Source organism: Ruegeria sp., assembly GCF_965199275.1.
Taxonomy (GTDB): Bacteria; Pseudomonadota; Alphaproteobacteria; order Rhodobacterales; family Rhodobacteraceae; genus Ruegeria.
On record NZ_CBDAQX010000008.1, the window covers coordinates 32,493 to 54,834 of the forward strand.

Annotated in this window: 26 protein-coding genes and 1 pseudogene; 16 read left to right on the forward strand and 11 right to left on the reverse strand. The window is 63.1% G+C overall.

Annotated elements, in window-relative coordinates:
• Positions 1-62: 62 nt before the first annotated feature.
• Genes ACOERD_RS02295 through ACOERD_RS02305 form a run of 3 tightly spaced genes read right to left on the reverse strand, consistent with a single transcriptional unit; the run spans position 63 to position 1,925 of the window.
• A complete protein-coding gene (locus ACOERD_RS02295) occupies positions 63-872 on the reverse strand; it encodes a hypothetical protein (RefSeq protein WP_419737916.1) in 810 nt (269 codons plus the stop codon).
• Positions 865-1,191, reverse strand: coding sequence for a hypothetical protein (locus tag ACOERD_RS02300; protein WP_419737917.1), 327 nt, complete (start codon positions 1,189-1,191; stop codon positions 865-867). Before ACOERD_RS02300 ends, ACOERD_RS02295 begins: the two co-directional genes overlap by 8 nt.
• Positions 1,188-1,925, reverse strand: coding sequence for a helix-turn-helix domain-containing protein (locus ACOERD_RS02305; RefSeq protein WP_419737918.1), 738 nt, complete (start codon positions 1,923-1,925; stop codon positions 1,188-1,190). The genes ACOERD_RS02300 and ACOERD_RS02305 overlap by 4 nt, the downstream gene beginning before the upstream one ends.
• A 273-nt stretch (positions 1,926-2,198) precedes the next feature.
• Here ACOERD_RS02305 and ACOERD_RS02310 point away from each other — a divergent pair, with 273 nt between their 5' ends.
• Together ACOERD_RS02310 and ACOERD_RS02315 are read left to right on the forward strand one after the other, a co-directional pair.
• Positions 2,199-2,468 carry a hypothetical protein gene (locus tag ACOERD_RS02310; RefSeq protein ID WP_419737805.1) on the forward strand — a complete coding sequence of 90 codons (270 nt, stop codon included), beginning with the start codon at positions 2,199-2,201 and terminating at the stop codon, positions 2,466-2,468.
• A 243-nt stretch (positions 2,469-2,711) separates the two neighbouring features.
• Positions 2,712-2,951, forward strand: coding sequence for a hypothetical protein (locus ACOERD_RS02315; RefSeq protein ID WP_419737806.1), 240 nt, complete (start codon positions 2,712-2,714; stop codon positions 2,949-2,951).
• 280 nt (positions 2,952-3,231) lie between these two features.
• Here the strand turns inward: ACOERD_RS02315 and ACOERD_RS02320 are convergent, their stop codons facing one another.
• Both ACOERD_RS02320 and ACOERD_RS02325 read right to left on the reverse strand, forming a co-directional pair.
• The gene (locus tag ACOERD_RS02320; protein ID WP_419737631.1) at positions 3,232-4,413 is read right to left on the reverse strand and encodes an ISNCY family transposase; all 1,182 of its coding nucleotides are present in this window, start codon (positions 4,411-4,413) and stop codon (positions 3,232-3,234) included.
• A gap of 149 nt (positions 4,414-4,562) precedes the next feature.
• On the reverse strand, positions 4,563-4,781 hold the full coding sequence (locus tag ACOERD_RS02325) for a hypothetical protein (protein WP_419737919.1): 219 nt from the start codon (positions 4,779-4,781) through the stop codon (positions 4,563-4,565).
• 450 nt (positions 4,782-5,231) lie between these two features.
• On the opposite strand from ACOERD_RS02325, the gene ACOERD_RS02330 reads away from it, so the two are divergent.
• Positions 5,232-6,533, forward strand: a complete 1,302-nt coding sequence (locus tag ACOERD_RS02330) for a S24 family peptidase (protein ID WP_419737920.1) — start codon at positions 5,232-5,234, stop codon at positions 6,531-6,533.
• 40 nt (positions 6,534-6,573) lie between these two features.
• Entirely contained in the window at positions 6,574-6,969 is a 396-nt protein-coding gene (locus ACOERD_RS02335; protein ID WP_419737810.1) for a hypothetical protein, read from the forward strand.
• A 32-nt stretch (positions 6,970-7,001) separates the two neighbouring features.
• Here the strand turns inward: ACOERD_RS02335 and ACOERD_RS02340 are convergent, their stop codons facing one another.
• Positions 7,002-7,757 (reverse strand): DNA adenine methylase, encoded by a 756-nt coding sequence (locus ACOERD_RS02340; protein WP_419737921.1) that lies wholly within the window; start codon positions 7,755-7,757, stop codon positions 7,002-7,004.
• On the opposite strand from ACOERD_RS02340, the gene ACOERD_RS02345 reads away from it, so the two are divergent.
• From ACOERD_RS02345 to ACOERD_RS02355, 3 genes are all read left to right on the forward strand, one after another.
• Positions 7,750-8,940: an IS1634 family transposase gene (locus ACOERD_RS02345; RefSeq protein ID WP_419737922.1), complete on the forward strand. Its 1,191-nt coding sequence runs from the start codon at positions 7,750-7,752 to the stop codon at positions 8,938-8,940. The genes ACOERD_RS02340 and ACOERD_RS02345 overlap by 8 nt on opposite strands.
• 132 nt (positions 8,941-9,072) lie before the next feature.
• Positions 9,073-10,815, forward strand: a complete 1,743-nt coding sequence (locus ACOERD_RS02350) for an IS1634 family transposase (protein WP_419737923.1) — start codon at positions 9,073-9,075, stop codon at positions 10,813-10,815.
• Positions 10,816-10,912: 97 nt separating this feature from the next.
• Positions 10,913-11,497 carry an IS1634 family transposase gene (locus tag ACOERD_RS02355; protein WP_419737924.1) on the forward strand — a complete coding sequence of 195 codons (585 nt, stop codon included), beginning with the start codon at positions 10,913-10,915 and terminating at the stop codon, positions 11,495-11,497.
• 113 nt (positions 11,498-11,610) lie between these two features.
• On the opposite strand, the pseudogene ACOERD_RS02360 reads toward ACOERD_RS02355, so the two are convergent.
• Positions 11,611-11,898: pseudogene (locus ACOERD_RS02360) on the reverse strand (DNA adenine methylase); the annotation flags it as partial.
• On the opposite strand from ACOERD_RS02360, the gene ACOERD_RS02365 reads away from it, so the two are divergent.
• Both ACOERD_RS02365 and ACOERD_RS02370 read left to right on the forward strand, forming a co-directional pair.
• A complete protein-coding gene (locus ACOERD_RS02365; protein ID WP_419737925.1) occupies positions 11,852-11,974 on the forward strand; it encodes a hypothetical protein in 123 nt (40 codons plus the stop codon). The pseudogene ACOERD_RS02360 and the gene ACOERD_RS02365 sit on opposite strands and share 47 nt — an antisense overlap.
• 90 nt (positions 11,975-12,064) lie before the next feature.
• Positions 12,065-13,165 carry an ISAs1 family transposase gene (locus tag ACOERD_RS02370; RefSeq protein ID WP_419737926.1) on the forward strand — a complete coding sequence of 367 codons (1,101 nt, stop codon included), beginning with the start codon at positions 12,065-12,067 and terminating at the stop codon, positions 13,163-13,165.
• 367 nt (positions 13,166-13,532) lie between these two features.
• Here the strand turns inward: ACOERD_RS02370 and ACOERD_RS02375 are convergent, their stop codons facing one another.
• The 4 genes from ACOERD_RS02375 to ACOERD_RS02390 form a co-directional block, all read right to left on the reverse strand.
• Positions 13,533-14,219: a hypothetical protein gene (locus tag ACOERD_RS02375; protein ID WP_419737927.1), complete on the reverse strand. Its 687-nt coding sequence runs from the start codon at positions 14,217-14,219 to the stop codon at positions 13,533-13,535.
• Positions 14,220-14,443: 224 nt separating this feature from the next.
• Positions 14,444-15,133, reverse strand: coding sequence for a 3TM-type holin (locus ACOERD_RS02380; RefSeq protein WP_419737928.1), 690 nt, complete (start codon positions 15,131-15,133; stop codon positions 14,444-14,446).
• 22 nt (positions 15,134-15,155) lie between these two features.
• Positions 15,156-16,187, reverse strand: a complete 1,032-nt coding sequence (locus ACOERD_RS02385) for an IS110 family transposase (protein WP_419737929.1) — start codon at positions 16,185-16,187, stop codon at positions 15,156-15,158.
• 246 nt (positions 16,188-16,433) lie between these two features.
• Positions 16,434-17,078 carry a holin-associated N-acetylmuramidase gene (locus ACOERD_RS02390; protein ID WP_419737930.1) on the reverse strand — a complete coding sequence of 215 codons (645 nt, stop codon included), beginning with the start codon at positions 17,076-17,078 and terminating at the stop codon, positions 16,434-16,436.
• A gap of 191 nt (positions 17,079-17,269) precedes the next feature.
• Here ACOERD_RS02390 and ACOERD_RS02395 point away from each other — a divergent pair, with 191 nt between their 5' ends.
• Genes ACOERD_RS02395 through ACOERD_RS02425 form a run of 7 tightly spaced genes read left to right on the forward strand, consistent with a single transcriptional unit; the run spans position 17,270 to position 22,324 of the window.
• Complete coding sequence (locus tag ACOERD_RS02395) at positions 17,270-18,688, forward strand: hypothetical protein (protein ID WP_419737931.1); 1,419 nt, start codon at positions 17,270-17,272, stop codon at positions 18,686-18,688.
• Entirely contained in the window at positions 18,685-19,254 is a 570-nt protein-coding gene (locus ACOERD_RS02400) for a hypothetical protein (RefSeq protein WP_419737932.1), read from the forward strand. The genes ACOERD_RS02395 and ACOERD_RS02400 overlap by 4 nt, the downstream gene beginning before the upstream one ends.
• Positions 19,255-19,300: 46 nt before the next feature.
• Positions 19,301-20,356, forward strand: a complete 1,056-nt coding sequence (locus ACOERD_RS02405; RefSeq protein WP_419737933.1) for a hypothetical protein — start codon at positions 19,301-19,303, stop codon at positions 20,354-20,356.
• Positions 20,357-20,368: 12 nt separating this feature from the next.
• Positions 20,369-20,893 (forward strand): hypothetical protein, encoded by a 525-nt coding sequence (locus tag ACOERD_RS02410; RefSeq protein ID WP_419737934.1) that lies wholly within the window; start codon positions 20,369-20,371, stop codon positions 20,891-20,893.
• Positions 20,890-21,330 carry a phage protein Gp36 family protein gene (locus tag ACOERD_RS02415; RefSeq protein ID WP_419737935.1) on the forward strand — a complete coding sequence of 147 codons (441 nt, stop codon included), beginning with the start codon at positions 20,890-20,892 and terminating at the stop codon, positions 21,328-21,330. The genes ACOERD_RS02410 and ACOERD_RS02415 overlap by 4 nt, the downstream gene beginning before the upstream one ends.
• Positions 21,327-21,896: a phage virion morphogenesis protein gene (locus tag ACOERD_RS02420; RefSeq protein ID WP_419737936.1), complete on the forward strand. Its 570-nt coding sequence runs from the start codon at positions 21,327-21,329 to the stop codon at positions 21,894-21,896. The genes ACOERD_RS02415 and ACOERD_RS02420 overlap by 4 nt, the downstream gene beginning before the upstream one ends.
• Positions 21,893-22,324, forward strand: a complete 432-nt coding sequence (locus tag ACOERD_RS02425; protein WP_419737937.1) for a phage tail terminator protein — start codon at positions 21,893-21,895, stop codon at positions 22,322-22,324. The genes ACOERD_RS02420 and ACOERD_RS02425 overlap by 4 nt, the downstream gene beginning before the upstream one ends.
• Positions 22,325-22,342 lie beyond the last annotated feature (18 nt).

Sequence of the window (22,342 nt, forward strand, 5' to 3'; positions counted from 1 at the left end):
GCCTTGCAGGGGCGCTGCAGGGGGCGGGCTTGGCGATATGGCGGGTTTGGGTGGTGCGAATGTCATGGGCTATGGCCTGAAATCCCTGCCGGCAAGGGGCCGGTTTGTTCCGGGGTGGCGTCATCAATCGTCATGGCGTCGTGACGGTTTGCATCCGTCGCTAGGCGGGTGAGCGACGCGCTGACTTTTCCGGCCAGCTTCGTAACCCTCTCCTCCAGCGCCCGTCCGATCAGGGCCTCCAGTGACGGGGCCAGGCGGCGGCGTGCATTGCCGTGCAGACTTGCAACCGCGACCGCAAGATCCTCCGATTCCGTCGCAGCGAGAATGCGGCGATAACCCTCCTCCACCATATCAAGGCCTGCCTCGATATCGGCGCGCACACCATCAACCACGCGCCGCGCCGCATCGGGCCCCGCCCGCTCGGCCTTCAGCGCCTCGATCTCCGCCTTCAGTCGCGCGTTTTCACGCTCGGCACGGCCCCTTGCGGAGCGCTCCGCCATCACGCCGCGCAGCCGGTCCACGGACCAGTTGTAAAGCGAGGCCTCGGCCAGAACCGCGTCGCCCTCTTCCGGCTCCAGCCCCGCCACTTCGGCATGATGCGACCAGCTCAGTTCGTCCCGGCGTCGGGACGGTTCGATCCGCCGCGCCACCGAGGCGCGGTTCTTCAATGTGCCCAAAGGCACGTCCAGCTTTTCCGCCAGCCGCGTCATGTCGCCATAGGCCGTCGGGCGCTCGGCAACCCAGTCACCCATCTCCCAGGCAATGCCGTCAAGGCCACGGTCGAACGCCCTTTCGCGCGCCACAATCGAAAGACCCTTCTCTTCCCATTCGGCATCAAGGCGCGCCTCTATCTGTTCGCGGGGCTCAATCATTGCGCGTCCTCTTTTCCAGTGTGGCCTTGCTGATCTTCGGGTTCCGGCGACACGGGGCGCGTTCGGCCGCCCCTTGAGCCGGTGACGGGACCGGCCGCACAAGCCGGTAGAGAAAGATGCGCTCCATCGTCATCGGATCGATACCCTGGCGGCAGGCAATCTCCGCGCCGTTGGCCCTGAGCTCCGCCACGGCCGCATTGACCGCGCAGACATCCGCCCCCGTCACGATCTCGCGCGTCGAGTGTTCCCGCCCGTCGCGCAAAAACGCGTGCAGGCGCTGCAGGCGCGGGGAGCGGGAGAGGCGCGCTGCATGCATCATGCGCGCCCTCCCCCACAGGGCGCACCGCCACCCGCAGGGGTCTCGTTGAGATGCGCGAGCACCTCCGCCACCATCAGCGCCGCCCCATCACAGGCCTCGATCCGTGCCACCGCCCGGGCGATGCCACGGGTCACCGCCTTATGATCGCGCCCGCCAAGGGCGGCCCCGATGCGCCCATACGTGGCTTGCGTGAGGGCAGCGCACAGGCACATGGCCATCTGCCGCGCCTGTGCAACCTCCCGATCCTTGAAACCCCCGCGCAGCGCATCCGCCTCCAGCCCGGCCACATGGGCGCTCACCAGGACAATCCGCGCCAGCGCGCGGTCCTGCCCGCCCGGCAGATGCGGCAGCGGCGCAAGCTCGCTGAGCAGGGCGCGCAGCTCCGCGCGCGAAAGGGGCGGTGTGTCGCTTTGCGGGACGGGTGCGCGCCCCGTCGCAGGGGATGTTTCCGGGGTTATCTCGGGGGGTGTTTCGGGGGCGGTCTTGTCGTCCGCCTCGCGCCCGATCCTGTCGCCCGTCTCAAACGCCATCACGCCGGTGAGCGCCGCCTCTGCGCGGGCCATCGCGCCGCAGGCTTCAAGCTCTGCGCCAAGGGCCGCCGCCTTGCGCAGTTCGCCCAAGGTGGCTTTGGCGGTGCGGGCATCCATGCGGCCGCAGGGTTCGGCCGGGCCGATCGACCGGCCCGCCTCCGCAAGGGCGCGGCGCAATTGCCGGAAATCGGAGGCGGCGCTCATGGGCTCACCGCCCAGGCAAGCACCAGCAGAACCCAGAGTGCCCCGAACAGCGAGACCGCGCCAATGAGATCGCTCAGCCAGTGATCGTCCAGGGCGCGGACGAGCCGGGCAAGAAGGCCCCCACGGACAGGGCCGTGGGGGCAGGTGCTGCGCGCTACAGGCGGGCGCGCAGAGCCAGGGAGTAACCGGTCAGGGGTGGCGGCCGGGTCAGGCGTGACGCCCTCCCCCGCCGCCGGTACCATCGGAGATGCAAACCAACCGATGGAGGAAAAGATGGATCCAGATAACGCCGAAATAATCGCCAAGGTCGCAAGCCGCTCAGCCCGAAGCACACACCATTTACTGATCGCGCTGATTGCCTCCCTGATCGACAGCGGCGCGCTATCAGCGGAGGTATTTGCGGAAAAACTCAACGATATGGAGCGCACCATTCGGAGCGTCAGCCCCGAAGACGCCTGGGATGAACTGGAGATGAGGGTCACGATCAGCCTCATTGATCAAATTCGTGATCTTGTTTCTGGCGGCGAGAAAACGTCACCCTGAGCGCGGCGGCGATCGGCCCCCTGCAATCCATCTCGTCGACGAGCACATTGATCAGCCGATCAGCCGGATCGGCAATCTCGTCAAGATTCGGAGTAGGATGGTTATGCATGGCCGTTACCTCGTTGCTGCAGGGGTGTCGGGCGGGCGGATCATGACAGACCCTCCGCTTTGGCAGGACCGGGCGTAACGCCTGGTCCCGCCGCCGGTTCCATCGGAGATGCAAACCAACCGATGGAGAGATAAATGGATGCGGAAAAATACATGTTAATGACGGAGATCGACCGGCGTATAAGTGAGGCCGGCAATCGGGATTTTGAAACGATCATGAGCATTATGCGCCCCCTCATGGCTGTGGTCAGGGCAGGCCTGCTTTCGGGCGCGATTTCTGTTGATGACGCCATTAAGCTGCTGCCCCCGGGCCGGAATGAGGATCAGGATCGCGGGACGATTGAGCAGTGGGCAAACCCGCGATCCGGCGAATGAACGCACGATCATAGTCGTTTATCTCGATACCCGCCCCGGAGAGATCGTACTCAATCCAGAACACGCCAAGGTCCGAAGATGCGGTGGCAAAGGCGGCGATGACCTTGCGGGTCGCAAGGCGTTCCACCGGGTCTTTCCGGGTGTCGAGAACATTCTGAATTGTCCGGTGTAGGTAACATGCCAATTGTCCGCTTCAGTTGATTGCGCGGTGGCCCAATTCGGAGGGAGCCGTAGGCGACCGTAGATTTGGGCCACCGCGTTCGCGCCACGTCGAAGCGGGTCACGCGACTTTGTGTTTGCTATCCTCCTGTGTGATGGGTGATCCGTCAGGCTGGTAGCGGCCAATGCATCTCGGGCCGTGGAAGATGACCAGTTGACCATCGGGGTATTCGTGGACCCTGACCTTCGCCTTGACGAAATGATGACGGTGCCTGTCTGCCGCGATCTGCATGACCAGGCCCTTGTAGCGCACCGTATTGTCGTTGCCGACGACGCGGTCTTCCTGCACACACAGGGTGTCGCGCACATTGCCTGTAAACGGCACGAAGGCCGAGGTCGTATCCTCCGGCTCCTTTGCAAACAGGGCATTGTGTTCGGGAAGATAGACCTCTTTCAGGAACTGATTGGCCTCTTCAATGGTTGTGATCCCATGGGACCGCAGTTCCTGCGGCAATCGGTTCTGGAACGTGCCAAACATGCGTTCAGACCGTCCACGGGCCTGCGGTGAATAGGCCGGGATCAGCTCAATGCCGAGTTGCTGCAAGGCGCGCCCGACCTGGGTCAGATTGTCCTTGTCCACTTTGCCGCCCGCTTCGGGCGTATGCCAGTAATGAGAGCCCCGATCGGCATAGAGCGAGCAAAACAGACCTTGCGCCTCGATCACCTCTGTCAGCCCCTGAAAACTGCTCATCGTCCCTTCTTCCTCGACAAAGAATGCCGAATAAACCCGGTTGGTGGCATCGTCCATGGTGACGATCAGATCCCACCACTGACCCGGAACCCATTCATGGCTGGAGCCGTCCTGATGCAACATCATGCCAACCATCGGACGGCGGGGCCGCTTGCGCCGATGGGCACCTCGTCGGGGTGCTGCCTGAACCCGGCCGTGGCGCTGCAGTGTAAGCCGCACCCAGTTGTAGCTCTGTGTGAAACCATGGTGGGCCACCAGCTTCTCGTGGAAATGCTTCGGCGTGTAATCCCAGTACTTGGTATCAAACAGTTCAAGCATCTCCATGACCTTATCCGTGGCAACACGATTGTTGGCCAGTTTGCCAAGCCGACGGTCGTACAGACCTTCTGCACCATCCGCCTCAAATCGATCCTCCCAACGCCTGACGGTGCGCACGGATACACCCAGTATCTCAGCCGCCTGTTCTTGCGTCAGCTTGTTCGCGCTTCGCCGCGAATACACATCTTCAAACTTCATCAGTCGAACTTCCTGTAACACTTCTGCTCGGTTCATAACGCCTCCTCTCAGAGACAGAATAGAACCGGACAGATCGCATGTTACATACACCGGACATATCGCGTGTTAGCGACACACCGGGTCTTTCCGGGTTGCCAGAACATCCACGCCACAGATGTATTGTTGCCTGTCGAAGAGTGTGGTGATCATGCAGTCCGGTCCTTGTTCATAGCGGGATCGCCCTCCCAGACCGGCAAGAGGCCCGCCACGCGGGTGGCCAGCGCATCGCGGCAGGGTGCGCAAAGTGCTGTCATGCGTGCGCAGGCCACGGCGTCCGGCTCCATCAGGTGATCATCCACCCGGATCAGCGCCAGCTCGTAGACGCCCGCATCGCGGCCGCCGCAGTGATCGCAGCGCCCGCTCATGCAGCCGCCTCCGCAGCAGGCGAGCCCGGCGTCGGGGTCGGGCGCGGGATGTCAGAAGGCCAGGCAAGGTCCAAAGGCCAGTGGTCGGAAAACCATTGCAGCGCGCGACTGTAAGTTCGATCCGTAAACCCGAGCCCTTGTCGAATGCGGCTGAAAAGCCGGGCATGGCCGACAGCCCAACCGGAAATTGTCGCTTCGCTACGGTCAACTCTGGTTCGGAAAGTGTCTACAAGGGCTATGAGTTCAGATCGCTGCATAAAAGCAGCATTGCATAATTGCAGTAATCATTCAATGTATATTTGCAACGCGCATAACTTGTGTAATTTTACAGCAATGCAAACCGCAGAATTACACAAGTTATTTGATAACAGACGTATTGACCTCGGCATTTCGCAAGCGCGCGTCAGCGAATTAGCCTTTGGGAGCCGAAAAAAAACACCAATCCAAGCAATGCGACGGGGAAGTTCGCCTACGGCTGAAACGCTTAGCGCTCTCTGCCGCGCCCTTGGTCTCGAGTTCTACATCGGCCCGCCGCGCGATGGTGCGCCTGTCGGCCTGCCGCGCGCGCCGAACTGGAGCGCCTTCACCGAGGCGACCCTGCCGCACCGGGGGCTGGCCACCTGCTCGGTGCAGGGCTGGTCGAAGAGCCAGCCCTTGCGCGACCCCCTGCCCAGACCGGAGGATATCATGGACGATGACGCTTTCTGGGTTTCGGCCACGGGGCAGTCGATGATCCCCGAAGGCATCGACGGGGGCTGCGTGTGTCTTGTTTCGCCGGGCCGTGAGGTGCGGGACGGGGACCGGGTCTGGATACTGGATTTTCAGGGGCGCGCGGCAATCAAACGCCTGGTGGAAAAGACAGAAACCGGCTCCCTCAAGCTCCGGGGGTGGCTTCCCAAACGCGATGGCGAGCAGCAGAGCTTTGACGAGGAACGGCTGCCGGCGGGCATCCGCGAGGTCTACCCGGTGGTGGCGGTGTTCCGGGGCAAGCCGGGTGCGGAAGGGGCCGAATATATCCCCGACCCGAAAGCGCCTGCCCCCGCCGCGCAGCCCGAATCCTCAAACGTCGCCCCTGTCGAGCGGGTGCCGAAGGCGATCACCGACATGCTGGGCCTGCCCGAGGGCGCAAGCGCGGATGCGGTGCTGAAAGCGATGGAGGCAAAGATTGCCACCCGGGGCACGGCCCATGCCACGCCGGTGGCGGCGCTGGAGCGGAAGGTGGCGCGCACGCTCAAGTCCGAGACGCGGTCCCTGAAGGATGATCTGGAAGCCAAGCTGGACGCGCTTGCCGCCCGCCTGCCGCCCGCAGCGGACGAGGACGAGACCCGAATCAGTCTGCCCTTTGCGGGCGATCTGCGCGCGGACCCGCGTGCGGGCGAAGAGGTGTTCGAGGAAACGGAAATGAACTTAAGCATTCCGAGCGAGGCCCTGCCACCGGGCCTGAAGCCCGAGCGGGCCATTGCGCTGCGCGCCGAGGGCACATCAATGCACCCCACGATTCGCTCGGGCGATATCCTGGTGATCGATCACGGCGACCGGGAGGCGCGCGAGGGCACGGCTTTCGTAATCCGCACCGGGACCGGTCTTGTGGTCAAGCGGCTCAGACAGAAGGGGCACGGGGGCACGGGGGAATGGATCATGACCAGCGACAACCCTGAGGGCTACCCGCCGCGCCCGGTCGGGCCGGGGGATCACATCCTGGGCCGGGTGATCTGGTTCGGGCCGGAGAAGGCCGTTGTGGTGGGGGGGTGATGATAGGATCAAACGGCGAATCAGTGATGAGGATGGGGATATGGACAGCAACCGAATTATTAACGGCGCTATTAACGGCGCGATAAGTGCAGTATTGGCAACGGTGTTTTTTGGGCTGCTCACCGCCGCCGCAAATTTATTGTCCAACGGCAAAATGGCTGAAGCCCTGGGCGCGGTATCTGATCGAGAGATGAAACAGGTCATCAGCGATTTCGACAAAAAGATCGCACCGAAGCTTGAGGCTTGCAGGGTGTGTTTTCGGGAGGTGGCTAAATCACCAAATCAGTGCAAGCCTCAATATCCGGAAGCGGAAACTTGTAGCGGGTGGAGCACATCGTCTGCAAAAGGCCCGTGGACGCAGATATTTCTCGACGACACAGACGATGGTGCGGGCGGTTGCAAGTATCAATGGCGTCTTGAGTGCCGCGCGAATTAGCCTTCATCAATGGCTTGAACTCCAGCAGTGCCTCACCCGCCGCCTGAGATCAGCAACTCGCTGACCCGCTTGCTGGCCTTTGCATTGGCCGAATAGCGCGTCTCGACCTCTTCGCAATCGGCCCATGCGAAGATCTCGCGAATCTCTGCCCGGTCATTGATCGACAGGATGAACCTTCCCTTGATGCCTTTCAGGATCTGAGCCATGCGCGCAAAATCGGCGCGTGCGAACATGTGCGGGCCATAATCGCCCTCATGGCCCAGGTAGGGCGGGTCGAGATAGAACAGCGTACCCGGCGCGTCATAGCGGGCAATGAAGGCCTCCCAGCCCAGGCATTCGATCACGACCCCTGCCAGGCGGGTGTGCAGGTCTTCCAGCAGCGGCTCGAGCGTTGTGAGGTTGAAGCGCGCAGGCCGCGCCTTGCTGACCCCGAAGCTGCGCCCGGTGACCTTGCCGCCAAAGCTTGTGCGCTGCAGGTAAAGAAAGCGCGCGGCGCGTTCGAGGTCCGTGAGCGTGTCGGGGTCCGTTGCACCCAGGCGCTCGAACTCGGGCCGCGTGGTCAGCTGGAAGCGCAGGGTTTCGATGAATTGCGGGTAATGGCGCTGCAGGATGCGAAAAAGCGTGCTGACATCGCGGCTGAGATCCTGACTTCCGACCTTTTTGTTGATCTGACTGGGTTTTTGGTTTGTTTTCAGGTGTGGTTGCTCAGAGGTGCGTTGTAGTGCCCCATTATTATAAAAAGTATTGACATGGGCCTTCAGATGGCTAACCTCTTCGCCCATGTTCATCCGCACCAAACATGACGCAAAGCTCAACCGCACACGGATCCAGATCGTTGAATCCGTCCGCACCGGCTCCAAGGTACGCCAGAAGATCCTGCGCCATGTGGGTGTGGCCCATAACGACAGCGAGATTGAGGATATCAAGCGTCTGGCGGGCCGCTTGATGGAGCAATTACGCATTGATCGCTCGCCGCAAATGGAACTGTTCACGCCCACGGAATATGCCGATCTGCAGGCGCTGGTGCGCCGCGCTCCGCGGCCGGACAAGCTTGGCGTTGATCTTGCCGAGTGCCGTGAGGAGGCGCGGGTCTCTCTGGGTCTGCGGGATGTCATGGGGACGATGTATGACCAACTGGGTTGGGGGGCCCTTCTGGGGGCGGCGCGTAAAAGTGCCAATCGCATTGTGAAAGAGCTGGTTATGGCGCGGATCGCACAGCCCGAGAGCAAGCGCGCGACCGTGGAGGCGTTGGAGAACCAGGCAGGCATCACGCTCAATCTGGACGTGGTCTATCGGAGCATGGATTACATCAATACGCCGGTGATAGACGGGATTTGCAAAACCTCTCACGCGGCGGCAGAGAAGTTGCTGGGCGGGCCAGTGACCGTGCTGTTCTACGATTGCACGACCCTGGCCTTTGACACCGAGCGCGAGGACCCGGCCGAGGATGCGGACGGGGTCGAGCAGGATCATCTTCTGGCCAAGGGCTTCAGCAAGGATGGCAAGCATCACCGCGCTCAGGTCATGCTGGCGCTGATCGTCACCTCCGATGGGCTGCCTGTGGGCTATGAACTCTTCCCGGGAAACACCTGGGAAGGTCATACGCTGGAAGCTGCGCTGAAGGCGTTGGAGGGACGCTTCGACGTGGCCAGGGTCACGTTCGTGGCCGATGCCGCCATGCTCAGCAAGGACAACCAGCAGATGTTGCAGAACAAGGGTCTGCCCTACATCCTCGGCTATCGCATGAAGTCCGCCCCGGCCGCCGTGAAGGCGAACATTTTGAGCCCGGAGGGACGCCAGCCTTGGGCTGGACACGGTTCTGAAGAGGCAACCGAGAAGGGCTGGTACAAGGTGATCGACCAGGAGGGAGCGCGGGTCATTGTGACCTGGTTACCCACCCGGGCACGCAATGATGCCCACAAGCGCGACAAGGCAATCGAAAAGCTGCACAAGAAGCTCAAGCGCTCCTGACTTCCGACCTTTTTGTTGATCTGACTGGGTTTTTGGTTTGTTTTCAGGTGTGGTTGCTCAGAGGCGCGTTGTAGTGCCCCATTATTATAAAAAGTATTGACATGGGCCTTCAGATGGCTAACCTCTTCGCCCATGTTCATCCGCACCAAACATGACGCAAAGCTCAACCGCACACGGATCCAGATCGTTGAATCCGTCCGCACCGGCTCCAAGGTACGCCAGAAGATCCTGCGCCATGTGGGTGTGGCCCATAACGACAGCGAGATTGAGGATATCAAGCGTCTGGCGGGCCGCTTGATGGAGCAATTACGCATTGATCGCTCGCCGCAAATGGAACTGTTCACGCCCACGGAATATGCCGATCTGCAGGCGCTGGTGCGCCGCGCTCCGCGGCCGGACAAGCTTGGCGTTGATCTTGCCGAGTGCCGTGAGGAGGCGCGGGTCTCTCTGGGTCTGCGGGATGTCATGGGGACGATGTATGACCAACTGGGTTGGGGGGCCCTTCTGGGGGCGGCGCGTAAAAGTGCCAATCGCATTGTGAAAGAGCTGGTTATGGCGCGGATCGCACAGCCCGAGAGCAAGCGCGCGACCGTGGAGGCGTTGGAGAACCAGGCAGGCATCACGCTCAATCTGGACGTGGTCTATCGGAGCATGGATTACATCAATACGCCGGTGATAGACGGGATTTGCAAAACCTCTCACGCGGCGGCAGAGAAGTTGCTGGGCGGGCCAGTGACCGTGCTGTTCTACGATTGCACGACCCTGGCCTTTGACACCGAGCGCGAGGACCCGGCCGAGGATGCGGACGGGGTCGAGCAGGATCATCTTCTGGCCAAGGGCTTCAGCAAGGATGGCAAGCATCACCGCGCTCAGGTCATGCTGGCGCTGATCGTCACCTCCGATGGGCTGCCTGTGGGCTATGAACTCTTCCCGGGAAACACCTGGGAAGGTCATACGCTGGAAGCTGCGCTGAAGGCGTTGGAGGGACGCTTCGACGTGGCCAGGGTCACGTTCGTGGCCGATGCCGCCATGCTCAGCAAGGACAACCAGCAGATGTTGCAGAACAAGGGTCTGCCCTACATCCTCGGCTATCGCATGAAGTCCGCCCCGGCCGCCGTGAAGGCGAACATTTTGAGCCCGGAGGGACGCCAGCCTTGGGCTGGACACGGTTCTGAAGAGGCAACCGAGAAGGGCTGGTACAAGGTGATCGACCAGGAGGGAGCGCGGGTCATTGTGACCTGGTCACCCACCCGGGCACGCAATGATGCCCACAAGCGCGACAAGGCAATCGAAAAGCTGCACAAGAAGCTCAAGCGCTCTCGCAAACCCGGCAGCTTCAGCAGCCGGGGATATGGCCGCTTCCTGGCCTTCCCCGACAGCGGGGACGTCACGATGGATGATGCAAAGATCAAGGCAGCGGCACAATGGGACGGGCTGCATGCCATTGTTGTTCATGGTGCGGACGAACTGGAGGCACAGGACGTCATTGCCCGCTATCACCAGTTGTGGGAGATCGAAGCCTGCTTCCGCACCAACAAGCACGATCTGAAAATCCGGCCCATCTATCACTGGTCGCCGCGTCGGGTCCGGGCCCATATCGCCATCTGCTACATGGCCTTCTGCTGCCTGCAGCACCTGCGCAAGCATCTGGACCTGCTCGGACACCCGATGAGCCCGGCTCGTATCCGCAACGAGTTGAACGCATTGCAGCTCTCGATCCTGCGCCACAAAGGCACCCCTGACCGCTACGGCATGCCAAGCCATGCCACGGTCGATGCCAGACGCATCCTCACCTGCGTCGGCCTGACCTGGAACGAAGCCCCTTTCAAGATACCCCCCGGGCGCACCCGAAAAACTGGCCAGACCAAAGCCTGAGCTCCCTCAACACTCCGAAACAATCGCTGGCGAAAAAAGTCCGTGTAGTGCCTTTTGGCAACCAAGGCATAATAATATCAATGACTTATACGAAAAAATGTCGGAAGTCAGGAAGCTCAAGCGCTCTCGCAAACCCGGCAGCTTCAGCAGCCGGGGATATGGCCGCTTCCTGGCCTTCCCCGACAGCGGGGACGTCACGCTGGATGATGCAAAGATCAAGGCAGCGGCACAATGGGACGGGCTGCATGCCATTGTTGTTCATGGTGCGGACGAACTGGAGGCACAGGACGTCATTGCCCGCTATCACCAGTTGTGGGAGATCGAAGCCTGCTTCCGCACCAACAAGCACGATCTGAAAATCCGGCCCATCTATCACTGGTCGCCGCGTCGGGTCCGGGCCCATATCGCCATCTGCTACATGGCCTTCTGCTGCCTGCAGCACCTGCGCAAGCATCTGGACCTGCTCGGACACCCGATGAGCCCGGCTCGTATCCGCAACGAGTTGAACGCATTGCAGCTCTCGATCCTGCGCCACAAAGGCACCCCTGACCGCTACGGCATGCCAAGCCATGCCACGGTCGATGCCAGACGCATCCTCACCTGCGTCGGCCTGACCTGGAACGAAGCCCCTTTCAAGATACCCCCCGGGCGCACCCGAAAAACTGGCCAGACCAAAGCCTGAGCTCCCTCAACACTCCGAAACAATCGCTGGCGAAAAAAGTCCGTGTAGTGCCTTTTGGCAACCAAGGCATAATAATATCAATGACTTATACGAAAAAATGTCGGAAGTCAGGAAAGAAAGCGCGCGGCGCGTTCGAGGTCCGTGAGCGTGTCGGGGTCCGTTGCACCCAGGCGCTCGAACTCGGGCCGCGTGGTCAGCTGGAAGCGCAGGGTTTCGATGAATTGCGGGTAATGGCGCTGCAGGATGCGAAAAAGCGTGCTGACATCGCGGCTGAGATCATTGATCACCTCCGCGCGCGGGCGCATCTCGCGGCGCAGGAACACCCCGCCCATGCCCACGAAGGGCTCGGCATAGGTGACATGCGGGATGGCGGCGATCCGCGCGGCGATGCGCGCGGCCAGACAGCGCTTGCCGCCCAGTCAGGGGGCCACGGGCGCGGCCGGCTCCACCGGCGCCATTCCGGTCTTGGGCGTGTAGCGATCGGGTGTGGCAGGGGAATCGCACTTAAGCTTTGACAGTTGAGTCGAATTGGATTCTTGAGGTTTCATCATGCGATGGAGTTTCGAGATGCCGACATTATCCAGCTATTTCAATGAAGAAGACGATCCACGTGGAGGTAACGCGCCGCGGCATAAGTTCTGTGACCTGATGACGATCAGCCTGTTGTGTGCGCTGTCTGGCGGGGAGACTGCGGTCGATATGGAGCATTTTGGGCAGATGAAGGAGGAATTCCTTCGTGAATTTCTCGATTTGCCCCACGGCATCCCCTGCCATGATGCCTACTCGCGGCTCTTTCGCTTGATGAAGCCAACCAGCCTACAGGCCTTTTTCGACAAGTTCAGAAGCGACTTTGCTGCGGCCCATGCCGAGCATCCAGCGATCGCCATAGACGGCAAGGAGATGCGGCGCAGCTTTGACAGAGCGGCCTCCCAATCGAACCTGAACGTCGTCACTGCCTTTGCTCATGGCGCACGTCTGAGCCTTGGAGTGACGCAAAGTGCCAAGGGCGGCGGCGAGATTCTGGCTCTGCGCGAGCTGATTGAGATGCTGGACATTCGTGGCATCACCATCACGGCCGATGCCTTGCACTGCCAGCGGGAAACCTGTGACCTGATCGTGCAGGAAGGCGGTGACTATTGCATGCAGCTCAAGGGCAATCAGGGCGACATGCAAGCCGACGTGCGGGCTTTCGTGGCTGACCAGAATATTGAATACATTGATGAATACATCTCTGTAGAGGGTGACCATGGCCGGGTTGAGGAGCGGTCATATCGCGTCTACGACGTGCCAAACTATCTCGTCGACACCCATCAATGGCCGCACCTTGGCGCATTCGTTCATGTCGTTTCCAGGCGCACAGCAGGCGACACGACCAAGCAGTCCGAGCGGGTGTACCTCCTGTCAAAATGCTTCACCGCTCAGGCAGCCGCCACGCTGATCCGTGGCCACTGGGAAATCGAGAACAGCTTGCATTGGTCACTGGATGTTGTGATGAACGACGATCATCACCGCGCGCGGAAAGACAACGCGCCCGCAAACTTCGCCGCGTTACGACGGATCGCATTGGGCATCATCAAGACAAATACCGCGAAAGGCTCAAACCGCGTGAAGTTCAAAAAGGCAGGCTGGAGTAACGACTTTCTGCGCACTCTAATCGCAGGGCTTTGAAGCGCGATTGCCCTGTCGGGTGTGGACAAGGGCATGGACATGGGAAAGGACTTCCACGATCATGATCCCGCCCTGTGCAGGGTGGCGGGATGGCCAGTGCTGGCCTGTTCTGGTCGTGGGAGGCCTCGTTCTCCCGGTTCGGGATGTTTGCGCATCCCGGCCCCCGTCCCGGCCTTTTGGATGGCGCGATGCGGGCGGCGTCGGGGGGTCCATAGCATGGGCAGCGGGTGCCGTGCAGCGGACCATGGTCCGTGCGGGGCTTTGTCCGGTTTTTAATCACATAGTGTGCAGCCTGGATGTGTTGAGGAGGTGGCTCGACATCCGCACTCTGCCCAAAACTCAGAGAGCGGGCGCAACGCCGACAGGCTCAATAATTACCTGCTTCCACATCTTTCAAAACCGGGATCAGGCGCCAAAATTCCCGGGCGATACAGGTGGCGTATTCAATCTTGTCAGGATAAGGGTCAACTTTCTGGTCCCACAAATAGCGAAGCTGACCAACCAAACTAGCGGTTCCTTCGGCAAATCGCAGGAGATCATCATACGTCGCACCGTCAACATTCAGGTCAGCTTTTTCGGCATTTACCCTATCGCGGCTCCCGATAATCCTGTGTGCGAGCCATTCTGATCGCAACACCCTAAATGCCGCTCTCTCGGGGCAGGCACTTATGGCGACGTATTTGGCTTTCAGGCATTCGAGAGATGACGACAGGCACTGTTTATCTTCGGCGTCCAGCGCGCGATCAAGCCGATCCCTTTTGCGAGCCTCCAGAACCTCTAATCCAGGCAGGATTTTCATCACCTTCGGTAAGGAGATTACGTCATGGCCCTCATCCCATGCACGATTGCAGTAGAGAATGACCGAGTTTTTTGCGCCTGCGCGCGCGACCACACCCGCATGCCCGCAGATTGACCCATTCAGACGATCGCAAACGTCCGGATTATCAACCGTGGCTTTAAGGAAGCCGATATACCAACTTGCCTGATCAGCGTCGCTTTCCAGTTCTTTCAACTGCGCACTGAATTCACATTCATTTTCTTTTTCTGCTTCCAATTGTCCCTGCCTTGACTTGCTGTCAAATTCAATGGGTTCCGGCTGATGGAACCCCGCTCCGGCTCAAGCGCTTTAATGCCCGGGCAGGCAATTTCCGTGTTGCCGGGGCCATGGCGATCTCAACTGCACTTTTCTCAACATTGTACAGAATCGGCCCTCTGTCAAAATGATCCCGATATCTGTCCGGGATGGCAAAACCGGTCGGCCACCTCAATCGTGTCTTCTCACGCCGTTCCGGCCAGCCATTCATCAAGGGCGGCATTGCCTGTGGTTTTGCGGGGCTGTCGGGCCTCGCGCCTGGCGGTGCCTGCCCCGGTGCCGGGTACGCGCGGTTCGGCGGCCGCGCCCGCTGACATGTCGTGGCCTTCGGGCTCTGCCGGGGTGCCGTGATGCGCGCCTGTTTCCCCTGCCACTTCCCCTGATGCCACTTCCTTTGGTGCCGTTTCGCCCGATGGACGATCCTGAGCCGGTCTCAGCCCTTCGATGGCGGCCATGGTCTTGAGGGTGCGGGCGACGTCTTTTGGCGGGCGGGACCTGCGCATTTTCTCAAAAGTGCGTGCCCCGAAATAAAAGCTCATGATCATGCCCAGGATGATCCAGAGATTGTCGGGAACAAGCTCGAGCGCGGTCATGCGGATGGCAAAGCCCTGGGGGTCCCACATGGCGAAGGCAAAAAGCGCGATGGTGCCGAGCGCCATGACCGGGCGTGGCAGGCGGTTGAGCGCGTTGACGACGCGGTCGAAGGCTCCGGCGGGCGGGCTTGCGAACTCGGCGGCAAACTGCGCCAGGGCGGCGGCTTTGGCATCGGCGGCGCGCTGTGCGGAACTTTCCGCATTGGGGCGGAAGGTTTCGATCACCTCGGTGGCGACATTGCGGGTGCCGCCGAAGAGGCCGGAGAGGATGCGCAGGAACATGTGGGGCCTCCTATGATGATTGTCAAGCAGGGCATTGATTTTGTTTGATTTTAAATTCGGCAAAATCGTCGAAGACCCAGCCGTTCTTGAGCGTGTCATAGATGATCTTGAGCAGCTTGCGGGCCGTGGCTATGATCGCCTTGCCCGCGCCACGGCGTTCCTTGATGCGCCGATAATAACTGTTGAGATATCCCGAATAGCGGATCGCGATGAGCGTACATTGCACCAGCGTGGTGCGCATGAGCTTGTTGCCGCGCTTCGTGATCCGCCCGTGATGTTCGGTTTCGTTCGAGTTACTCACCTTGGGCACGATGCCGACATAGGCGGCCAGCTTGTCCGCGTCGGAGAAGTCTTCAACCCTGCCGATCCCCGCCAGCAGGACCGCGGCAGATCGCGCACCGATCCCCTTGATGCTGGTGAGCCACTCAAAGCCTTTCATGGCCGAGGCGGCCTCCTCGATGGCCTTGTCGATACGGTTCAGGGTCTCGGTCAGGCCGAGCGCCTGGTCCCGCAATGCCGCCAGTTCGACCTGCTCAAGCGGTGTGAAGCGGCTGAGATCCAGGTCGCGCAGGCGCTTCTTGCTGGACAACCCTTCCTTCTTCAGCTTCATGCCGTGACGGACAAACATCGCGTGGATGCCGTTCAGCAGCATGGTGCGCTGTTTGACCAGCATGTCACGCGTCCGGGTCAGCGAGGCCAGTTCGCTTTCCTGAGTGGACTTGAGCCGGGTTTCCGGCAGCATGTCCTTCGACAGGAAGAAGGCCAAAGCGCGCGCATCGTTCTTGTCGGTCTTTTTCACCGATGTGCGGATCACTTTAAACTGGCGCGGGTTGACCACAACGATCCGGCCGACACAGGGTTCCACCTCACCGCAGAACCAGGCCGTGTTGCCGGTGGCCTCGACCGCCAGTTCGTCATCCGCATCAAGGCTCTGACAGAACCGCTCAAGCGCCTGCGCGGACAGATGAAAGGTTTGGAATGTTTCCGATCCGTCCGTCTCACGCCGACAGATCGTGAAGGAATTCGTATGAAGATCGACACCTATGTAAGCCATGGCTATACTCCCTGCTCAAGGAGGCGGAGCCCCCAATGGGGCGTGAACGGCCAAACCAAGCTCCTATGCAGGATCACCGGCCAAAACCGGGCCCTATGGGGGCTGTTCGGAAACAGGCGAAAGCTAAGCTCCTCAACAGGGTCACAATGCCCTAAGACACAATTCAGCCTGAGACCTATCCGCCTCCCCGAATCCTCTAACAGATTCAGGGCGTTTGGCCGATCACAAATCATTCATACCCCCTCCTCAGGTCCAGGTGGCAATGCGGGTTTCGAACTGGCGCTGCGAGAGATGGAAGCGCGGGGCGATGAAGTCTTCCGCGCGGCGGATCCAGCCGCCCTTGCCGCCATCGCGGCGGCGCACGTATTTGCGGAACTGCGCCCGGCGCTCGGCGAGGCGGAAGTAATAATCGCGCCGGGCGATGCCATAGGCGTCCGCGAGCGGCGCGCCCTGTGCGGCCAGCGCGTCTGCTGCCCGCGCGGTCTGGGGTCCGATGGCGCCATCGACGCTGACGTCCTGGCCGCAGAGCCGCAGCAGGCGCTGGAGGATCTTGATGGCGTTTGAGCCCGCGTTGACCTGCATGTCGAAGACGCTGGCGTGCAGCGCCTGCGGCAGCCAGTCGATGCGGGGCGCGCGAAAATAGTGCCGCAGGAAGATATCGACGGCCATCTCCTGGGTGAGGCACCTGACATCTTCGCCATCCACATCGCCGTCGCCGTCAAGATCAAGCATGAGGGTGCGCATGGTGTGGATCGTCACGCCCCATTTGGTGGGCCCGCCGGGATCGTCCGGGTCATCCACATAGCCGCCCTCGCGGGCCACGATCTCGCGGGCGATGGCCTCCGGGGTCTGCTCTGTGGTCTGCTCCGGGTGTTGCTCCGGGTGTTGCATGGCGCGCTTTCGTCACATGGGAGGGAGGGGCCGCCCCGCCGCGAGCGGCCCCCCCCCCGATATGGTCGCGCCTGTCGGCGGGCGCGCTCGGGGTATATGTGTCTGCGCTTCAGGGTAGCGCGGTTTGGGCTCTTGCGTCAGCGGACCATGGTCCGCTGACGCGCAGGGCTGTGGCTGATAGCCTGGGCCTCATGAGAGTTTCCGCCGCCCCTGCCGCAGCCCCATCCGCTGCCTCTGCCGCCTTTTCCGCGCTGGACGGGTGGATCGATATTTTCCGGGCGGGCACCCATACCGATGCCCATGGGCGGCGCGCGACCTGGACGCAAGGCGATCTGGCCGCGATCGTGGGTGATTATGCCGGGGCCGACCCGGCCCCTGTGGTGCTGGGCCATCCGGACACGGACGGGCCTGCCATGGGCTGGGTCAGCGGGTTGCGGGTGACAGGCGATCGTCTGCAGGCGCGTCTGAGCCGCCTGGATGCGGGGTTTCGGGCGGCGGTGGAGGCGGGGCGTTATGGGCCGCGCTCGGTGGCGCTTGCGCCCCTGTCCACGGGCTGGCGCCTGCGGCATCTGGGCTTTCTGGGCGCATCGCGCCCGGCCATTGAAGGTCTGTCACCTTCGCAGTTTTCCGCGCGCGCCGATGGCGTGCTTGTCTTTTCCTGTCCCCAACCGGAGGGTGTGATGAACCAACCCGTTTTCACCAGCGTAAGGGTGCCGCCGCAGGCTGCGGCCCTGCCGCTTGACGCGCAACCCAGCCCCGTGATGCAGCCCGTGATGGACCCGGGGGCGGCCCGGTTCACGGCCCAGCCTGCAGAACAGATGCAAGTACAGCCCGCAGGACAGATGCCAGCACAGCCGGGTGGTGCGCTTGAGGCCCATCCCCTTTCACAGGATGTGGCGCCGCAATTTGCGGTGCAGGCGGCCCAGCTCCCCCAACAAACCCCTCAGCAAGCCCGGCAGCCGGCTCTACAGTTTGTGCCTGTCTCACAGCCGCAGGGTGCGGTCCAGCCGCTTTTTGCGGCCGCGCCGCCCGCCGGGGCGCTGCCGCCGGGGGCCAGTGGTGTGACGGGGCCCCAGACCCGGGATGCGGCGGAAGTGGCCGAGCTGGCCTCGGAACGCCAGCTGCTTTTTGCCGAGCGCCAGCAGATCGCGGCCGAACGCCTGGCGCGCGAAGGCATGGATCGCGAGCGGGGCGCAAGCGCGCGTGTGGCGGCGCATGTGCAGGCCGGGCGTGTATTGCCGGCGGAAGCGCAGGCCTATGCGGCGCTGTTCTGCGCGCTCGATCAGGGCGGCGGCCAGATCACTATGGCGGGTGTGGACGGGCGGCCGATGGCGCTCAGCCCGTCCCAGGTGCTGGATGGGCTGATCTCGGCCCTGCCGCAACGGGTGCCGCTGGGGCAGGGCACAGCCCTGCACCCCGCGCATGTCCCTGCCCCCGCATTCGCGCAGGTGGGCGGGCCGGGTGCACAGGTTTCACCGGAGGCACAGTTCACGGCGGCCACCCAGGATCTGGCCAACCGGGCGCGGGCGCTGATGGCGGCGGACAAGAGCGGTGCGCTTGATCTGCCCACAGCGATCCACCGGGCCGCAAACGGGGAGACGGCGCAATGATGGAGTATCTGCTCACAAAGAGCTTCAAGGCCGGTGCCGGTGTTGCCGCGCGCCGGGTCTGCCGGATCACCGATCCCGACGCGGAAGCGGTTCAGGCGGCAGGTCCGGGCTTCCTGCCGCTCGGGATCAGCGCCGATCTTGGCGCCAGGACCGGCGGGGCGGTGGACATTCATCTTGCGGGCATTGCGATGCTGGAGGCGGGGGGCGCGTTCAGCGCCGGCACCCTGGTGAGCGGCGATGCGAAAGGCCGGGGCATTCGCGCCCCGCGCGGCGGTCTGCATCAGCGTGTCGTGGACGGGGGTGCGGCGAATGCAGCCCTTGCGGTCCCGGGTCTGGGGGCCTCTGACAGGCTTGTCGGTGTGATCGAACTGGCAGACGGCTATGCCGACCGCCTGGGCCAGGCCACCCTCACGGATGATGCGGGCCTGACCCTATCGGTGGCGACCACCGGGGACCGGCTTCTGGTGAGCTGGCAGGCCCGCGCGCATGCGGTGGGCATCGCCCTGCAAGCCGCGCACGCGCCGGGGGACCTGATCCGGGTTCTGATCGTGCCGCAACAGATCTGAGGAGGCAGTCATGTTCCAGTTTCAACATCCCGATCCGGCGTAGCTGATGCCGGTTGCGGCCGGGGGCGCGCAGGGGCAGCCCATTCAGGGCGGGGGCCTTCCGGGCCCCGCGCTCTTTGCGACCCCGCCCGGTCAGGGCAACCTGCCGCCCGGCGCGCGCTTTGCCGCCGGTCCCGCGCCCAGCCCCTATCCGGTGGATTTTCATCGCTCGGGCATTGCCGTGGGCTATGCCAATGATGAATATATCGCCGATCTGATCCTGCCGCGCCTCGCGGCCCTGATGCGCCGCGAATACCGGTTCAACCGCTATCCCATTGAGGAGCATTTCACGGTGCCGCCCACCCGGGTGGGGCGCCGCTCCGCGCCTGCCATGGTGCATCTGAGCTCGGCCGAGGACACCCGGTCCGTGGAGGATTACGGGCTGGATGACGCGATCCCGGCCGATGACGTGACCAACACAGCCCCCACCGCGATGAACCCGATCGACCGCGCGTCGATGGTGCTGACCGATCTTCTGATGATCGCGCGCGAATTGCGCGTGGCGGAACTGGTGTTCAATCCGGCCCATTACCCCGACACCAACAAGATCACCCTGTCGGGCAGCTCGCAATGGACCCATGCCGACAGCAACCCGCTCAGGGATATCGTTGCGGCGCAGACCGGCATGATCGTCAAGCCCACCGATATCGCCATGGGCGAGGAGGTCTTTGCCGCCCTGCGCACCCATCCGCGCATGCTCAAGGCCACCCATGCCAATGACGGGGATTCCGGCATTGCCAGCCGCGAGGCGATGGAGCGGGTGTTGATGCTGCGCATCCATGTCGGCTCAGCCCGGGTCAACACCGCCCGGCCCGGCCAGGCGGCCAACCTGGCCCGCTGCTGGGGCAAGCACGCGCTGCTTTATCGCCGCGATCCCAACACCGACTATAAAGGCCCGCCCAGCCTGGGCTTCACCGCCCCCTATCTGGGCCGCCAGGTGATGGTGGGGTTCGATCCGCGCATCGGGGTGCGCGGCACCTATGTGGTGCGCGTGGTCGACAGTTGCGACGAGGCGATGGTTGCGAAACTGGCGGGGTATTTCTTCCGCAACGCGGTGGCGTGAGAGGAGGGGCGCATGACACAGACCAAACACGCAGGCGCACATCCCACCCCGGCCGTTCAGAAAGGTGATCTCGAGATCCGGCTTTTGAGCGCGGTCAAACATGACGGGCTGCATTACCCGGCGGGCGCGGTCGTGACCTGGCCGCGCGCGGCCGCAGAGCTGCTCATCGCGGGCGGGGATGCGGTGGAGCCCGGCGCGGGGGCCGACACCGACCTGCCTGACCCGGATGCCCCGCCCGGCCCGCCCGGCCCGGATGCCCCTGCTCCCCCTGCCGACCCGGAGCGCACGGAGCGCACAGAGCCCGCGCAGCGCAGGGCGGCCCTGATCCGCGCGATGGCCGCCCTGGAGCCGGGCCATCCCGATCACTGGACGCGGGGCGGCAAGCCCGAGGTCCGCGCGCTGGCTCAGATCACCGGGCTGCGCGACATCCGCGCGGCGGAGCGCGATGCGGCCTGGGAGGCCGCGCAGGCCGCAGAAGGCGGCAGGGCGGAGACGGGGGCAGAGACAGGGCGAGAGACGGGGCGAGACACCACATGAGCTACGCGGCGGCAGCGGATCTGCGCGCCCGCTTTGGCGCGGACGAGATCGACCAGCTTCTGGATCAGGACGCTGACGGCCGGCCCGATGACGGCCGGCTTGAGGCGGTGCTGGCGGATGCGGCGGCGGCGATCGATGCGCGCCTTGCCCGCCTCTATGATCTGCCCCTGCCGGAGGGCGATTACCCGCTTTTGCGCGCCATCGCCTGTGATCTGGCCCGCGCGCGTCTTTATGACGACGAGATGTCCGATACGGTCAAACACGCCGCCCGGCGGGCGCGGGCGCAGCTTGGCGCCCTGGCCGGGGGCCAGGCCGTTCTGGTGCGCGCGGACGGCAAAGCGGTGAGACGGCGGGCGCAAACCCCGCGCATCGCGGCCCCGCAGGGCCCGGTCGCGGACGGCTTTGGCGACACATCCTGCCCGGAGCGCGGGCGATGAGCGGGGCGCGGATCGAGATCGCGCTGGAAGGCAGCGCGCTGCGCGCCACGCTGGGCACTCTGGCCGGACGGCTTGGAGAGCCTGCCGAGCGCGCCGATCTCCATGACGCAATCGGGGCGCTGCTGGCCGACGGGGTGCAGCGGCGCTTCATTGCCGCGCAAGACCCCGACGGCACCCCCTGGGTCGAAAGCGAACGGGCAAAAGCCGGGGCGCGCGGCGGCAGGACACTGACCGATACCGGGCGTTTGCAGCACTCGATCACCTGGTCGGTTGAGGCCGATGGCGTGCTGGTGGGCACCAATGTGGAATACGCCGCCATTCACCAGTTCGGCGGCGAGATCGAACAGAGCGCGCGGACCCAGGTTCTGGCCTTCGATGGGCAGGGGCGGTTTGCCGCGCGCAAGAGCACGCGCCGGCGCAAGACGGGCAGTGTGCCCATTGCGATCGCGCAGATCGGCGCGCGGCGCATCACACTGCCCGCGCGCCCCTTTCTCGGGATCGACGCGGAGGATCGCCTGGGCCTTGCCGGGGTGATGCAGGACTGGCTTGAGGCCGCGCTGCCATGAGCCGGGTGACGGGACATGAGGCGCCCCGGGCCATCGTGGAGCGGCTTTCCGAGGTGGGCGGGCTTGAGGGTGTCGAGATCTGCGAGAGCCTGCGCGGAGTGCCGCAGATGAAGGGCAAACCCGTGATCGCGGTGCTGACCTTGCGCGAAAGCGGCGCCGATCCGGTGAACCGGCAGAGCGCTGCCGCCCGGATCATCACCCGCCTGGCCGTGGTTGTGGCCATCCCGCTGCGCAACGATCCCGGAGGATCAAGGGCCAGATTGCAGCTGACACCGATCCTGGAGACGATCCGCACACATCTTGCGGCGTTTCGCCCGCCCGGCGCCAAAGAGCCGCTCATCTGGCGCGAGGGACGCCTGGCGGAACTGACCCCGTCGCGCGCGGTCTGGGAGGAGGGGTTTGATCTGCTCTGGTGGGTGAAGACCTGAACAGCACATGGAAGGAAA